We start from the raw sequence: 15,338 nt of genomic DNA, 5'->3' as shown, positions 1-15,338 counted from the left end.
CCCAAAATCTCGATGTTGATCCCTGTGATGCCAAAACAAAGCCGTGCTTCATCATCGAAGCACGGCTTTTATGTTCTTGCTTAAGCATTTACGCTGACAACATGTTCCTCGCATGCAGTAGAGCAGAAGCCATGTTTGGTTTCTTGGCATTCTTCGCATACGATATGCTGAAGGTGGCAGGAATCATCCGCACAGTTAATGTACGTGTCTGCCGGCTGCTGGCAGTGGTGGCATTTGCCAACGACTACCGCTTCATCCGTTTGATTGATCACAACGGAAGTTCGCTCATCAAAGACGTAGCATTTGCCGTCAAACAGCTTGCCTTGCACTTCCTCATCCTTGCCGTAGGTGACAATGCCGCCTTCTAATTGATACACGTCACTGAAACCCTCGCTCATCATGACGCCTGTGAGCTTCTCACAGCGGATTCCGCCAGTACAGTACGTAAGAATCGGCTTGTCCTTAAACTCCGCCATGTTCGCGCGAAGCCATTCCGGAAATTCCTTGAACGTTTCCAAATCAGGTCTAATCGCATTGCGGAAATGTCCGAGGTCATATTCGTAGTCGCTTCGGCCATCCAGCACGATGACATCTTCTCTTTGCAAATATTCGTGAAACTCTTTAGGAGATAGACGAGTGCCGCTTAGCGTGTTCGGATCCAACGGCTTGTCATAACGAAGCGTAACAAGCTCTTTCTTGTATCGGACAAATATTTTTTTGAAAGCATGCTGGTCGGCTTCATCGATCTTGAATACGATGTCCGCAAATAGCGGGTTGGCACGCAAATGCGCCATGTATTGCTCCGTTTGCTCAACAGTGCCTGAGAGCGTGCCGTTAATGCCTTCATCGGCAATAAGGATACGGCCCTTCACATTTAATTGCTTGCAATATGCAAGATGCTCAGCAGCAAATTGCTCTGCATCAGGTACGGCTACAAATTTATAATACAATAAAATTCGATATGGATTAGCGTCGCTCATCGTAGTCTTTCCTTTCCGGTAAACAAATAAAAACCATACTATATTATAGTTGACTTTACCCGAAAATTCAACCGATAACATTTTCCGAACCTTTTATTGCTAGAAGCCAATATGAAGCGAACGTACATCGAGGAGGGCTTATATGAAAAAAGGGATGATCGTCATTTTATTGTGTTTGCTGCCGGCTGCATGCTCGGCTCCGGACCGCTAGAGAGTCATTAGAAATGGCGAAGCGCGCTCTTCCTATCGATTCCCGGGCGCTATACTATTCAAAAAACCTTAAGAAGCTTCTGCACAGAAGATATCCTGATCATACATTCCGGGCAGGCAACCATAAACTAATCCATGGCAGAGGAAATAATCGATTTGCGCCGGGAGAATTTGCAACGCGTGCGGAAGCGCTGAAGATCGTGCTTAACTTGCTGGATTATTTAAAAAACGTAATGTAGATGTCTAACAACGAAAAGTCTCTACCTGCGAGGTAGAGACTTTTTTTGGCGAGATAAGTTTTTTACAAGGTAAGCCCGAATCGCTTGAGCTCAATAAAAACCGGCTCAAGCCGTTTACCTTTGTCCGTTATGGTGTATTCTACTCTTGGGGGAACCTCCGGATAAATGGTCCGGCTGACGATGCCCTGCTCTTCAAGGACCTTTAATCGAAGCGACAGCGTCTTGGGACTTATGCCTTCAAGCGATTTCATCAATTCACTGAAACGCAGCGTATGGTCGACCAGCAGATCTCTAATAATGAGAAAGGTCCACTTGTTGCCGATAATGTCCAACACGTCGCCGATGACGCAAGGGACACCAGGCGTTCCACGCTTTAAAACGAGTGGATTAAGCTCATTCATTGGACCAGCTCCTTCATTATTTTTATGGATAATCCCAAGTATAATACAAAAGTAACTTTTCGGAAACTATGTGAAAAAAAGATCACTACTTTCTTTTATTGATTAACTGTGGTTACATTAGAGCTAGGAAATCTAAATATAGAATCACTCAAAGGAGAGAGTCGCATGACCGTAAAACATTTAAATACACCCTTTACACTCAAAAATCTTGAGCTAAAAAACAGAATCGTTATGGCGCCGATGTGCCAATACTCTGTGGATGCGATGGATGGTGTCCCGAATGAGTGGCATTATGTGCACTACGTATCCCGTGCAGTTGGCGGTGCTGGACTTATTATAATGGAAATGACGGACGTTGATCCAGATGGACGGATCACAAATCATGATCTTGGATTATGGTCAGACGAGCAGGTGCCGGCATTTAAACGAATTATTGATGAAGCACATAAATATGGCGCAAAAGTAGGCATTCAAATTGCGCACGCCGGACGTAAAGCGGAAGACGCGGTGCAGCCTGTCGGCCCATCGGCGATCTCGGCGGGTCCTGAATACAAAACGCCTAAGCCGCTTACTGTCGATGAAATCAAAGTCATCGTGAACCAATTTAAGGATGCAGCTAGAAGAGCGGTTGAAGCGGGCGTCGATACGATTGAAATCCACGGCGCTCACGGCTACTTGGTGCATCAATTCCAATCGCCTGGCATAAATGTCCGCGAAGATGAGTATGGGCAAAATTATGCGAAGTTCGGCATTGAAGTCATCCAAGCGGTGAAAAGCGAGATGCCGGCAGATATGCCGCTTATTTTGCGAATTTCAGCTATCGAATATATGGATAACGGCTATGATCTTAGCCACAGCATTGAACTGAGCAAGCAGTACCTTGAAGCAGGCGTCGATGTGTTCCACGTATCAACAGGCGGCGAAGGACCGGCTGGGACGCGTAAGCCTGGCAATTATCCTGGTTATCAGGTACCATTTGCCCGTGCAATCAAGCAAGCTTTAAACGTTCCGGTTATTGCCGTTGGCATGCTGGAAGATCCGAAGCTGGCTGAAGCAACCATTGCAAGTGAAGATGCGGACTTGGTAGCGGTAGCCCGCGGTATGCTGCGTGATCCGTACTGGGCCATTCATGCGATACAAGCCGTTAAAGGCGAAGTAACGCCGCCGAAGCAATACGGCAGAGCATAATATGAGATAGAAAAGAAGAGTCTCTCTGCATGCGGAGAGGCTCTTTGCCATTAGCGGAGAAGCTCGAGAAAACGGCTGGCGACTAACGGCAAGGAGCTGTCACGGCGGATGGCAAAGCCGACGGAGCGATTGGGAATCGGCTGAATCGTACACAATTGCAGCAGCTTTCCGCTGTCCAGTTCTTCCTTGACGAACGATTGCGTGACGAACGCAGCTCCGTAGCCTCGTCCGGCAAGCTCAATAAGCATGTCCATGCTGCTAAGCTCCATATCGGCCTCGGCTTGCACACCTTGGGCGGTGAACCACTGCTCGACAAATGCTCTTGTACTGCTTCCCTCCGAGAGCAGAAGAAGCGGAATGCGGGAAAGCGCCAGCGCCGTTAAAGGTTCATTCGAATACTGCTGGTAGGCTTGTCCTGCCACGAAGCAGCTCTGAATATCTGTAAGGTGATGAACGTCCAGTTCATGATCAGAAGTAGGCATATGAACAAGCCCAATATCAATCTGGCCGGCTTTTAACCGTGCCCGAATATCCGATGTTTTCCCTTGGGAGAGCCGAATGCGTACGGCAGGATGATCAGCATGAAAGGTATCAAGCAGGGGCAGAAGCAAATGCTTAATAATAGGACCGCTTGCGCCGATTCGGAGCTCGCCGGCGGAAAGATTTTTTAGAGATTGCAGCCTGTGCTCGCCCGCTTGAAGCGCAGTGAAAGATTTTTCAACATATCCAAGCACCTCTTCGCCTTCCGGCGTAAGCTTCACGCCTTTGGACAGCCGGTCAAACAGCTTGACCTCAAGCTGGGCTTCCAATTGCTTTATGGCATAGCTGACCGAAGGCTGCGTAATATGAAGCTCCTGCGCGGCTTTTGTCAAATTGCCTAATTTTGCCGTATGCAAAAATATGCGATACCACTCCATGTTCATTTGCATGATATCAATCCTCTCTATGTCAACAAGTCTATATTTTGATTTCATTTATTTCACTTTCAAAATTATAATGGACATCATACGAATGCGTCAAAGCATAGTCCAGGGAGGAACAAGTAATGGCAGGAAGCACATACGGCAGCAGCTTTAAAATAACAACCTTTGGCGAGTCGCATGGCGAAGCGGTAGGCGTCATCGTAGATGGCGTGACGCCAGGCGTCGAGCTGGATGAACAATATATTCAAACACAAATGGATCGAAGAAAACCCGGTCAGTCCTCAGTAACTTCGCCGCGCAAGGAATATGATATTATCAGCATCCTTTCAGGCATGTTCGAAGGAAAAACGACGGGAACACCGCTTTTTATTATGCTTCACAACAAAGATATGAGGCCTGATGCCTATAGCGATATTCAATACTCTTTTCGCCCAGGCCACGCGGATTATACGTATTTGCAGAAATACGGCCTGCGCGATCACCGCGGAAGCGGGAGAGCTTCGGGTAGAGAGACAGCGGGACGTGTTGCTGGCGGCGCGGTAGCACGCAAGCTTCTCGAAAATAAAGGCATTAGCGTTGTCGCATACACGACGGAAATTGGCGGCATCAAATGCGAAACGTTCCATGAGGACGAAATTGAGAAAAATGCGGTTCGTGCTTGTGACCCGGAAGCGGCTAAGCGTATGATTGAGAAAATCGAGCATTTGGCGTCGGTGGGAGATAGCTGCGGCGGTATCGTGGAATGCAGAATTAGAGGGGTAAAGCCAGGAATTGGCGAGCCCGTATTTGACAAGCTGGACGCCGAGCTTGCGAAGGCGATGCTGTCGATTGGCGCGGTAAAAGGCATCGAATTCGGCGCCGGATTTGCGGCGGCTGAGATGCTGGGCAGCGAGCATAATGACGAGATGAGCAAAGACGGATTTTTAACCAATCATGCGGGCGGCATTATTGGCGGCATTAGCACGGGAGAAGAGATTGTATTTCGGATTGCGGTTAAGCCAACCTCTTCCATTTCTCTACCGCAGAACACCATTGATATTTATGGACAGGAAAAACAGATCGAAACGATTGGCCGCCATGATCCATGTATTTGTCCGCGTATTATTCCCGTCGTCGAAGCGATGGCTTGCATCGTAGTCGAGGATCTTATCAAGCGTCAAGCTGCTATGCATGAATGAATGACAGAGGGAAGCCGTCTGCCAGCCAAGATTAACTTCTTGCGGGCAGCACGCGCTTCCCTCTTCTTATGATATGCTTATAGATGACATAAGCCGAGAGGAGAATGTGAATGAAACCAACTGTTTTTATTGATCGCAAAGTGCCAGCAGAGGTAGAGGCATACATAGCCGAGCATTGCATTATCGATAAGTGGGAAGAAGCGGCTCCAATCCCGCGTACGTTGCTGCACGAAAAACTCGCTAAAGCGAGCGGGCTGCTGACAGCAGGCATGAAAATTGATGCCGAATTGCTGGAGCATGCTCCTCATCTTAAGGTAGTCAGCAGCATAAGCGTAGGGTACAACCATTTTGACCTTGCAGCCATGAAGGAACGGGGTATTATCGGAACGAATACGCCTCATGTATTAAACGATACGGTTGCGGATCTGGCGTTCGCTCTCATACTGGGAACAGCAAGACGCGTTGCCGAGCTTGACCGCTACGTGAAAGACGGACAATGGAAGTCAGGCGACGGCATCAAGCTGTTCGGCACAGATGTTCATCATGCCAAGCTTGGCATCATCGGCATGGGCCGGATCGGCGAAGCCGTTGCGCGGCGCGCTAAGTTTGGTTTTGATATGGAAGTAGTCTATTACAATCGGAGCCGGAAGCCGGAAGCTGAAGAGAAGCTTGGCGTTAAGTATTCAGAATTGCATGAGCTGCTCGCTTCCTCGGACTTTGTTGTGCTGCTAGCGCCTTTAACGGCAGCAACGAACAAGCTAATTGGACAAAACGAGTTTAATATAATGAAACCAAGCTCGATTTTTATTAATATCTCCCGTGGCCAAACCGTAGATGAACAGGCATTAATTGAAGCGCTTCAGTCAGGATCGATCGCAGCTGCCGGTCTGGATGTCTATGAGAAGGAGCCAATCGATGCCGATCATCCGTTTCTAACTATGGCAAACGTGTTGACGCTGCCGCATATCGGCTCTGCTACAACCCAAACGAGATTCGATATGGCGATGCTCGCAGCGCAAAATTTAGTCAGTGCGCTAACAGGACAAACACCTGCTTGTATCGTAGACGAACTCAAATAGGACGAGCGGATTCATTCTTTTTCTTAATCGATCGATAGAAAATCTCTATTGGCTGCCGAGCGAATGGGATGGTAAAGTATAATACATACAAATCCGATAGATAATATTGGCTTTGATGAACCTACCATTCGGCGCAGAGGTGAAATAGATGAGCGAAGTGTATCGTTTAGCTACTATTGAGGATGCAGAGAGGCTGCTGCACGTTACTTATGAGGCATATGTCACAATCAGGGAGCTGGAGCTTAGCTGGCCTGCTGCCCATGCAGATTTGGCACTAATTCAGGATAACATCAAAAATAACGAATGTTATGTCCTTGAGGTTGACGGCGTAATTGCCGCGACGATTACGCTATCGAAAGGCGAAGAGGTAAAGGCGGTTACCGACTTTCCATTCGTGAAGTGGTTTGCCGTAGATCCCGCTTACCAAGGTTCCGGATTGGGCGACAAGCTGTTGACTTGGGTAGAGCAAAACATTATCCAAGGCAAGGTAGGAGCAGCAGCCGTCACGCTGGCAACCGCTGAGAAGCATCCTTGGCTGCTTCCTATGTATGAACGCAGAGGCTATGAGCGCATTCATGTGTTCGACTTCAATAACGGCGACGGCCCGATGCATCTCTTAAGAAAGATCGTTAGCCCAGCTTTGTATGAGAGCTATTTATCTAATCAATCAAGCCAAACGGTTTGAGAACGACGTGAATGAGGCTGCCCCCCTGGTTATTGACCATGGGAGGCAGCTTCTTTTTTTATACTTCTTTACATTTCAGCTCATCTAAGGAATGATTGAAGCAGAACACATGACGGAACGATGATCATCTAAAAGGGGTTATATATCACATGAAGCTGCTTCTTATTGGTTCAACCGGAAGTACCGGTCAACATATTCGGCGAATATTGGAAGAAAAGGAGATTCAAATGAGGCTTTTCGTACGCTTGCCTGAGCAGTTGGGGCCAGGGAGCTACCTTGGCGACGTTCGAAATGAACAAGACGTGCTCGAGGCGATGACAGGCGTCGATGGCGTAATTTGCTCCTTGAACACGGAAGGCAACGGTACGCTTATTCGTGGAATGGAGCATGTAATCGCTGCAATGCAGAAGTTAAAGCTCAGCAGGCTAGTCACGATTGGAACTGCCGGCATTTTGCAGAGCGAGCTGCAGCCTGAGTTGTTAAGATACCAGTCGACCGAAAACAAAAGGGTTAATCACGATGCCGCCAAAGAGCATGAACAGGTTTACGCTGCATTATCTCGATCCGATTTGCAGTGGACGATTATTTGCCCAACGAGACTTGTTTCTTTGGAGCAAAAAGGTGAATATCGCGTACGGAAAGACGTGCTGCCAACAGGAGGCTCGCAAATATCTTTTGCCGATACCGCAGAGCTTGCGGTTGCCGCTTATTTGAACAATACGTTTATTCGCGAGCGTGTTGGCATCTCTTATTAATTCCATGAACCAGCATAGCAGAAAAAACCTGAATTCCTCGTAAAAGGATCTCAGGTTTTTTTCACTTGCAGCAGCATTTAGGTTTGATTTAATTTCAACACTTCCACACGGTTGGAAAAGAAGGTAGCTCCGCCGCCCATGTCTGCTAACCGCTGGGGAGTAAGCGAATTGACTGCTTGATGCCCTTTGCGTTCATCGTCCCACCATAAGCCTTGCGTAACGAGTACGCCTGGCAGCACATCGCTGCCGATTCGCACGGTCATTTCCACCTCGCCGCGATCGTTTCGGATTTTTACGCGTTCTCCGTCCGAAAGGCCAAGCGCTTCTGCATTTTCGTGATGCATGTGAAGCAAAGGTTCCTTTTCAAGCTTTTGCAAACGTTCCTGATTGGCGAACGTCGAATTGATGAAGCTGTGGTTTGGACCAGTCGTCAGCAGAAACGGATACGTTTCCGGCTCTCGCAACGGCGTATATTGCGGTACAGGAGGCAAGCCGTTTTGAAGCATGGCTTCTGAGTATAGCTCGATTTTGCCGGAAGCCGTTGGAATGATGGACGTAAGCGGAGGGAGCTGATGGTTTCCGGCTTTCATCCACGTATTTTTTTTCAGCTCATCAAATGTAATGCCTTGAAGGAACGGGTTATGATTGCCGTCGAGCGCTTCGTTAATCATTTGCTCCTCAGAAATGTCAAATACCTCGGGCTCGAAGCCTAGCTTAAGCGCTAATTCCTTAAAGAGCGTAAAGTTGGATTTGCATTCGCCGGCCGGCTCCATGATAGGCTCGTGAAGCTGCAAATAAAGATGCCAATAGGACGTGTATAAATCTAGATTTTCAAAATGTGACGTTGCCGGAAGCACGATATCCGAGTATTTGCAGGTGTCTGTCAAAAATAAATCATGCGTGACCGTAAAGAGGTCGCTGCGCATAAGACCTTCTCTTACCCGGTTCTGATCCGGCGCTACGACAGCTGGATTGCTGTTATAAACGAACAGCATTTGAACCGGCGGCGTCAAGTCAAGCAGCGCTTCGCCAAGTTGGTTCATGCTGACGGTGCGAACGTCTGGATCAGGCATTAAATCTGGCCGCTCGATCTTCTCGCCGTTAAGACGCGAGTACCAGCTGTTACCCTTCATCGCGCCGCCTCCGCGAACGGCCCATTGACCGGTAAGCGCAGGCAAACACGATATCGTTCTTACGATCATGCCGCCGTTGTCATGATGCTGCAGGCCGTTGCCGATACGAATAAAAGAAGGGGTGGTTGTACCATAAAGCCGGCCAAGCTCCTCAATCTCCGCTGCTGGTACGCCCGTAATTTCCTCTACGCGCTCAGGCGTGTATTCGGCTGCTTGCTGTACCAGCTCTTCATAGCCAATTGCATGCTGCTCTAGAAACGCCTGATCTGCAAGACCGTCGCGGATAATGACATGCATCAAGCCAAGCGCAAGTGCGGCGTCGCTGCCCGGACGAACGTGTATGAAGCGGTCCGCCCATGCGGAGGTGCGGTTGCGGTGCACATCGATATGAATAATCGTTGCGCCGTTTTTGCGAGCCTCCGTTGCCAGCATCGTCTGATGCATATTCGTCGATACCAAATTGCAGCCCCAAATAATAAATAGCTTCGTATGCACCGTATCCTCAGGGTCAATGCCGATCGAGCCGCCCATCGTATAGGAATATCCTTTTGATCCGGCAGCGTTGCAGATGGTACGGTCAAGCCTGCTCGCTCCGAGCCGGTGGAAGAAACGGCGATCCATGCCTTCCGCATTAAGGACGCCCATATTGCCATAAAAGCTATAAGGCAATATCGCCTCCGCGCCTTGCTCTGCTATGATGCTCTTCATGCGTGCCGTAATTTCATCGTAGGCTTCTTCCCAAGTAATCCGCTCAAAAGACAACGTCCCTTTGGGTCCCGTGCGGCGCAACGGGTAGAGAAGCCGCTCAGGATGATAGACCCGGTCATTCAATTGTCTAACCTTGTTGCATATCGCACCGCGAGTGACGGGATGCTCCGTGTCGCCAGTAATTTTTGTTATTTTCCCTTCTTCGAAGGTAACGCTGAGCCCGCAAGTATCAGGACAATCGAAGGGGCATACGGAACGTACCGTTCCATTTATCGTCGCTGTGCTCATAAGTCGATCACTCCATCCTATATCCAAAATAATGCCTACTTATCATACCATAGGCCATACCGATTTTTGACCTATTTCGCATAGAACCGTTCATTCCTTTTTTGAAAAGTCCGATTTCCCAGATAAATATCTATTGACAGAACCTTACTTGTCATGTAATATTCGATATGCTAAACACGTAACCGCACAATAAAATAGTTCGTATAACCTCACGGCAATTGCTTGAACAGGGTGAGGGTTTCTACGGGGAGCCTTAACTTCCTAACTACGAATATGTGATCATTTGCGAATGATCCTATATTCGTCGTTAGGATTTTTTTGTGTTTATATGACGATTTACAACAAGCAGAGAGGGGAATTTAGACAGATGAAATATATTTTATCGGTATTTTTAGGGGCTGCAAGCTACGGCATCTTATCAACGATCGTCGTTCTTGCTTATGGGGATGGCTATAAATTAGGCGAAGTTGTCGGCAGCCAGCTGCTGACGGGCTTTATTCTAGCGTGGGCGCTTGCGCTCTTTATGAAATGGCGCGAGAAGCGAGGCAGGGGAGCAAGCACACGCAATGAAGTCGGAGCGGCTCCAAAAACGATGACGAAGCTGACGTGGAAGCACCGTCTAATCTTAATGGCAGCCGGGATGCCGACGGCGATTACCGGCCTGCTGTATTACCAGTCGCTTCGATACATTCCGGCCTCATTAGCAATCATTTTATTATTCCAATTCACGTGGATCGGCGTACTGATTCAAGCGGTAAGCCAGAAGAAGCGTCCTAACGGCATCATGTTTTTCACGATAGCCATCTTATTTGGCGGAACGATGCTAGCCGCCGGCATTATCGAGCAAGGAACAGGCAAGTTCAATATAATGGGCGTTGTGTTAGGCCTCCTGTCAGCTGTAAGTTATTCCTTGTTCATTTTATTCAGCGGCAAAGCCGTTCCTGCCGTACATCCGGCTTATCGCAGCGTATGGATGATCACAGGCGGCATGGTACTTGTGTTTATATTATTCCCGCCGGCGTTTTTGTTTAATGGCCTCATCTTTGGAGATTTGATGCTCTACGGTTTCCTGCTCGGCATGTTCGGCGCTTTTATTCCGCCTGTACTATTCGCAGTAGGAGTGCCTCATATTGGCGAGGGAATGGCAGGCATACTTGGCGCTTCGGAGCTTCCGGTAGCGGTGCTGCTTTCCTCGTTCGTCCTTAATGAGCATGTGAGCGCCTTGCAATGGACCGGCGTAATTGTCGTCCTCGTAGGCATTGCGCTTCCGGAGCTGTTGAAACGAAGAAGAAAACTAAGCCTTCAATGAATAAGAAAGCCAGCTTGCTCTTTTCACAAGAGCAGCTGGCTTTTTTTTGATCCTATGGATTGAATAACAAGGGCTAATTCCAACAATAATAAATAATCATTCGATCGTGCATACAAATGCTGGCTTGGCAGGAGGAGCAACCATGCAATATGACTGTATAATTGTAGGCGGTGGGTTTGCGGGCTTGCAAGCGGCTATCCAACTAGGAAGATATCGTCATAACGTAGCTGTCATTGACGCAGCCGAAGGACGATCAACGATGTGCAGAAGCTATCATAACCTGATCGGTTTTCCAATTGGAATTGGAGGTGCCGAGCTTCTCGCGTTAGGGAGACAACAGGCTGAGCAGTTGGGCATTCATTTCATTAAAGCAGTTGTTGTCCGTGCAGAGAAAGCGGAAGACGGCCTGTTGCTGCACACGGCTGATGAGGTAAGTTTTCGCTGTAAAAGGCTGTTGATTGCTACAGGCGTGAAGGACCGAATTCCGAGTTTCCCCGAGCTAATCCCTTGCTTAGGGATCAGCGCCTATATTTGTCCGGATTGTGATGGATATGAGGTAGCAGATCAACAAACGTTAGTGCTGGGAGCAGGAAATGCCGGTGCGCGCATGGCGCTCACGCTTACACATTGGACCTCGGATCTGATCTATATCAATCATGAACGTTCACCGGTCGATCGTGAACTGCTCGATCTACTAGCGGACAAAGGCATTCCATACATAGAACAAGCGATCCAATCGGTGAATGCAGAGCAGGCGCAGTTCAATGGCATTGTGTTGGAAGATGGTTCAACATTAGCTTGCGAGCGATGTTTTGTCGCATTCGGCGGCAACGAAGTGCGCTCTGGTTTTGCGAAGCAGCTTGGCGTAGAGCTAATGGACAATAAGCATATCATTGTTGATCCGCGAACGAAGCTCACAAGCGTGAGGAATGTATGGGCGGCTGGAGATGTCGCCGCCCACTCCGAGATGGTAACCATAGCGATGGGAGACGGCAGTCAAGCCGCCATTTGGATTCATAAAAGCTTAATCGCTACATCGATGTAATCACCTTGTCGATGATTCCGTATTCGAGCGCTTCCTCCGAAGTCATAAAATAGTCCCGATCCATGTCCTTTTCGATTTTTTCTAAAGGCTGGCCGGTTTTCTCGGCAGAGATCTGATTTAATTTAGCCCGAATGTTCAATATCCGATTGGCACTGATCGCTATGTCGCTGGCTTGGCCTTGAACGCCGCCATGCGGCTGATGGATCATGATTTCACTGTTTGGCAGAGCGGAGCGATGTCCTTTCTCGCCAGCGAGCAAGAGGATAGCCGCGAAGGAAGCGGCAAAGCCGGTACAAATCGTATGCACGGGCGGCTTCACGAATTGCATCGTATCCAGGATAGCGAAGCCGGCCGATGTGGAACCGCCAGGACTGTTGATGTACATCGATATTTCTTTGCCTGGGTCTTCCGCCGTTAGAAACAATAATTGGGCGATGATGCTATTAGCAACGTTATCGTCAATGGCCGAGCCCAAGAACACAATTCGATCTCTTAGCAGCCTGGAATAAATATCGTATGACCTTTCGCCTCGGCTCGATTGCTCTACTACATAAGGAACATAATTACTCATCATTTTAACCTCCTGCATGGTTTTGGATGCTTACGACTTGTAAACGATTAGCTGCCGCCAAAGGATACGGGTGAAAATATTTTTAATATCGCGTATCCTTTAAGTAGCTTCATTCGTTTACTAAAGTAAGGAGAACTCCCTTTACCTAGCGTAAGGCGGGATAGAGCTGAGGAGGCAGGATGAGATGATTGTTGCGAATACAAATCAAAATACGAAACAACAAAACACCGAAGAGCGCACCCAGAAGCTGCAGGAAAGCGTCCTTCGGTATTGCTTGTCGCTTACAGGATCAAAGTGGGATGCTGAGGATTTAGCCCAGGACACATGGCTCAAAGGAATGCGGGCCGCAATCCATTCCGATACCGCGCATACAAACCCTGAAGCATTATTGCTGCGAATTGCTAAAAATACTTGGATCGACCAAATACGACGGCAGAACCACTATGAACGTATCATCAAACAAGATATGCAAGAGGAATCAAAGCCAGATACAAGCACATTGGGGCTAGAGGAAGCTCTTCTTGCGCTCATGCGCCACTTATCGCCACTCCAGCGAACCGTATTTCTGCTGCGGGATGCTTTGGATTATTCAATTGCAGAAACGGCTGAGCTGCTGCATACGACTACTGGAGCGATCAAAGCAGCGCTTCATCGTGCGAGGGAGGCCTTGCACGCGGTTAGGGGCGAGCTGGCATCCGATTCACAGGATTTCAAAGTGGTTGAGGATAGGGGTTTTCTGCTGAGAGAGATGGCAATGGCTTATCAGACAGGCGATCTGGAACTGCTCGTCGAGCTAGCGCAGCGTGATGTTACAGACACCGCTATCATTACGGGAATCGTCCAAAACCGCAGGCTGCAAGCCGTCAGCCGCAAACAACAGACCCTTGTCCAAGCTAGAAGCCATTACAGCGTTCAGATGGCTGCATAAGTTTTGTTCTAATCAAATAAACCGATGCCGATTGGCGTTGGTTTATTTTGTTTTTCCGAATGTGACGCGCCTTCCGCCTATGGGCTATAATAAAAGGAAAGACAATAGGATTGAGGCAAAAAACTTATGACAAAGAAGCTGGTTTTTTTTGATATAGACGGGACATTGGTTGATCATGCGAAAAAAATTCCTGCATCAACGGAGCAAGCGATTGCGGAATTGAGAGAGGCTGGCCATGACATCGTGATTGCGACAGGCAGGGGTCCGTTTATGCTGAAGCCAATAAGCGAAGCGCTTAACATCCATTCTTACGTGAGCTTTAATGGCTCTTACGTCGTCTATAACGATGAAGTGGTATATAGCCATGCGATAGAACCCGCACGCTTAGCCGAGCTTTCCCGCATCTCGATAGCGAACAAGCATCCACTCGTATATATGACGCCAGATGGAATGCGGTCAAGCACGGACCAAACCGCGTATTCGGATGACAGCGATGAAGCCTTAAAGTTAAAGCTTCCGCCATTGGATCCGGATTATTACATTGGAAAAGAGATTTATCAATGCCTGCTTTATTGCAAGGAAGAGGATGAGGGCTACTACAAAGAAAACTTCTCTGAGCTCGGATTTATTCGCTGGCATCTGTACGGAAGTGATTTGCTGCCGCCTGGCGGCTCAAAGGCCAGAGGCATCCAAGCGATTATTGAACGTGCAGGATTCAAAAATGAGGATGTATATGCTTTTGGCGATGGGGTCAACGATCTCGAAATGCTGCAATACGTCCATCATAGCGTTGCGATGGGCAATGCGTCTGACGAAGTAAAGCGAGCGGCTCGTTACGTAACGAAGGATGTTACGGAGGATGGGATTATGCATGGCTTGAAAATGCTGGGCTTGCTGAAGAGCTAGGTCTCAGACTACTTTGGTAAAGTTTATTTATAAATGTTCTTACACTTTCAGGGGAAGCGGCAGACGGTATATACTGATGAAGTCGGGCCGACAAATGATAAGGAAAGGAGCTGATCGATTTGATTAACAACATGGAGGTGATCTCCGTTTAAACGGAGATCACCCTGATGGAGGAGACCGCAAGGTCTCCTTTTTATAAATATAAATAACGCACATAACTTAAATGGAAATATTGTTAAACATTTCTTGTCATCTGTAAATGCTTACAATATACTTATAGAGTGTCATCGTGAAAGAAGCTTCTATGGGAGTTAAGGCATCCATAGCTTTTTTTGTTTCTGACATGCACAGGGTTTACCAAAAATCGAAGGGAGGCAGGAAAGATGTTGATGAACAAAGGAACGAATAACCTAATCAAGCTGAGCCTGTACGAGGAGGACGTTTATTGTGAACTACAAAAATGGGAGAGATGTGCTTCCCCCTAGTTTATTAATGGAACTGCAAAAATACATCCAAGGGGATTTGATTTACGTTCCAAAAGCTGCTGAGAAACGCGCGCATTGGGGTGAGGTCAGCGGAACACGGAAGCTGCTGGCCGAGCGTAATAAGGAGATCTTTCTTTATTACTCGAATGGCTGGACCGTTGCTGATCTGGAGCGAAAATACCATTTGTCGGGTGAGAGTATACGCAAAATAATTGTTAAAGCACGCTGAAGAGCAGAAAACATAGAAGCAGGCCGCTTGAAGGGCACTGCTTCTATGTTTTTTTATTGCCAATATAGCCTTAAACCTCATTAAAACCGCTAATAATA

At 47.9% G+C, this 15,338-nt stretch carries 16 protein-coding genes and 1 riboswitch; of the genes, 11 read left to right on the top strand and 5 right to left on the bottom strand.

What is annotated here, in order from left to right; translation table 11 throughout:
- Positions 1–80: 80 nt before the first annotated feature.
- Entirely contained in the window at positions 81–980 is a 900-nt protein-coding gene (trhO, locus tag A7975_RS05360) for an oxygen-dependent tRNA uridine(34) hydroxylase TrhO (protein ID WP_065384834.1), read from the bottom strand.
- A gap of 224 nt (positions 981–1,204) precedes the next feature.
- On the opposite strand from trhO, the gene A7975_RS05355 reads away from it, so the two are divergent.
- Positions 1,205–1,429, top strand: coding sequence for an S-layer homology domain-containing protein (locus A7975_RS05355; protein ID WP_065384402.1), 225 nt, complete (start codon positions 1,205–1,207; stop codon positions 1,427–1,429).
- A gap of 62 nt (positions 1,430–1,491) precedes the next feature.
- Here A7975_RS05355 and A7975_RS05350 read toward each other — a convergent pair whose 3' ends face one another.
- On the bottom strand, positions 1,492–1,830 hold the full coding sequence (locus A7975_RS05350; protein WP_053376124.1) for a winged helix-turn-helix transcriptional regulator: 339 nt from the start codon (positions 1,828–1,830) through the stop codon (positions 1,492–1,494).
- Positions 1,831–1,995: 165 nt separating this feature from the next.
- Here A7975_RS05350 and A7975_RS05345 point away from each other — a divergent pair, with 165 nt between their 5' ends.
- Positions 1,996–3,018, top strand: coding sequence for an NADH:flavin oxidoreductase/NADH oxidase (locus A7975_RS05345; RefSeq protein WP_065384401.1), 1,023 nt, complete (start codon positions 1,996–1,998; stop codon positions 3,016–3,018).
- Positions 3,019–3,068: 50 nt separating this feature from the next.
- Here A7975_RS05345 and A7975_RS05340 read toward each other — a convergent pair whose 3' ends face one another.
- Positions 3,069–3,947, bottom strand: coding sequence for a LysR family transcriptional regulator (locus tag A7975_RS05340; protein ID WP_065384400.1), 879 nt, complete (start codon positions 3,945–3,947; stop codon positions 3,069–3,071).
- Between the two features lie 116 nt (positions 3,948–4,063).
- On the opposite strand from A7975_RS05340, the gene aroC reads away from it, so the two are divergent.
- From aroC to A7975_RS05320, 4 genes are all read left to right on the top strand, one after another.
- A complete protein-coding gene (gene aroC / locus A7975_RS05335; protein ID WP_065384399.1) occupies positions 4,064–5,119 on the top strand; it encodes a chorismate synthase in 1,056 nt (351 codons plus the stop codon).
- A 110-nt stretch (positions 5,120–5,229) separates the two neighbouring features.
- Positions 5,230–6,198 carry a 2-hydroxyacid dehydrogenase gene (locus tag A7975_RS05330; protein ID WP_053376120.1) on the top strand — a complete coding sequence of 323 codons (969 nt, stop codon included), beginning with the start codon at positions 5,230–5,232 and terminating at the stop codon, positions 6,196–6,198.
- 148 nt (positions 6,199–6,346) lie between these two features.
- A complete protein-coding gene (locus A7975_RS05325) occupies positions 6,347–6,883 on the top strand; it encodes a GNAT family N-acetyltransferase (protein ID WP_053376119.1) in 537 nt (178 codons plus the stop codon).
- Positions 6,884–7,032: 149 nt separating this feature from the next.
- A complete protein-coding gene (locus A7975_RS05320) occupies positions 7,033–7,638 on the top strand; it encodes an NAD(P)-dependent oxidoreductase (protein ID WP_053376116.1) in 606 nt (201 codons plus the stop codon).
- A gap of 77 nt (positions 7,639–7,715) precedes the next feature.
- On the opposite strand, the gene A7975_RS05315 is transcribed toward A7975_RS05320, so the two are convergent.
- Positions 7,716–9,767: a molybdopterin-containing oxidoreductase family protein gene (locus tag A7975_RS05315; protein ID WP_065384398.1), complete on the bottom strand. Its 2,052-nt coding sequence runs from the start codon at positions 9,765–9,767 to the stop codon at positions 7,716–7,718.
- 179 nt (positions 9,768–9,946) lie between these two features.
- Positions 9,947–10,055: riboswitch (purine riboswitch) on the top strand.
- A 79-nt stretch (positions 10,056–10,134) separates the two neighbouring features.
- Between A7975_RS05315 and A7975_RS05310 the strand changes: the two genes are divergently transcribed.
- Complete coding sequence (locus A7975_RS05310) at positions 10,135–11,076, top strand: EamA family transporter (RefSeq protein ID WP_065384397.1); 942 nt, start codon at positions 10,135–10,137, stop codon at positions 11,074–11,076.
- Between the two features lie 142 nt (positions 11,077–11,218).
- Positions 11,219–12,121: an NAD(P)/FAD-dependent oxidoreductase gene (locus A7975_RS05305; protein ID WP_065384396.1), complete on the top strand. Its 903-nt coding sequence runs from the start codon at positions 11,219–11,221 to the stop codon at positions 12,119–12,121.
- On the opposite strand, the gene clpP is transcribed toward A7975_RS05305, so the two are convergent.
- Positions 12,108–12,692 carry an ATP-dependent Clp endopeptidase proteolytic subunit ClpP gene (clpP, locus tag A7975_RS05300; protein WP_053376112.1) on the bottom strand — a complete coding sequence of 195 codons (585 nt, stop codon included), beginning with the start codon at positions 12,690–12,692 and terminating at the stop codon, positions 12,108–12,110. The two genes, A7975_RS05305 and clpP, sit on opposite strands and share 14 nt — an antisense overlap.
- A gap of 184 nt (positions 12,693–12,876) precedes the next feature.
- Between clpP and A7975_RS05295 the strand changes: the two genes are divergently transcribed.
- The 3 genes from A7975_RS05295 to A7975_RS05285 all read left to right on the top strand — a co-directional run bounded on the left by A7975_RS05295 (position 12,877) and on the right by A7975_RS05285 (position 15,240).
- Positions 12,877–13,620 carry an RNA polymerase sigma factor gene (locus A7975_RS05295; protein WP_065384395.1) on the top strand — a complete coding sequence of 248 codons (744 nt, stop codon included), beginning with the start codon at positions 12,877–12,879 and terminating at the stop codon, positions 13,618–13,620.
- Positions 13,621–13,746: 126 nt separating this feature from the next.
- Positions 13,747–14,526, top strand: coding sequence for a Cof-type HAD-IIB family hydrolase (locus A7975_RS05290; protein WP_053376110.1), 780 nt, complete (start codon positions 13,747–13,749; stop codon positions 14,524–14,526).
- Between the two features lie 447 nt (positions 14,527–14,973).
- Positions 14,974–15,240, top strand: a complete 267-nt coding sequence (locus tag A7975_RS05285; RefSeq protein WP_053376109.1) for a CD3324 family protein — start codon at positions 14,974–14,976, stop codon at positions 15,238–15,240.
- Positions 15,241–15,338 lie beyond the last annotated feature (98 nt).

The sequence above is a fragment of the Bacillus sp. FJAT-26390 genome (genome assembly GCF_001682865.1).
In the GTDB taxonomy this organism is placed as follows: Bacteria; Bacillota; Bacilli; order Paenibacillales; family Paenibacillaceae; genus Pristimantibacillus.
This window is presented reverse-complemented; position numbering and strand designations above follow the sequence as displayed.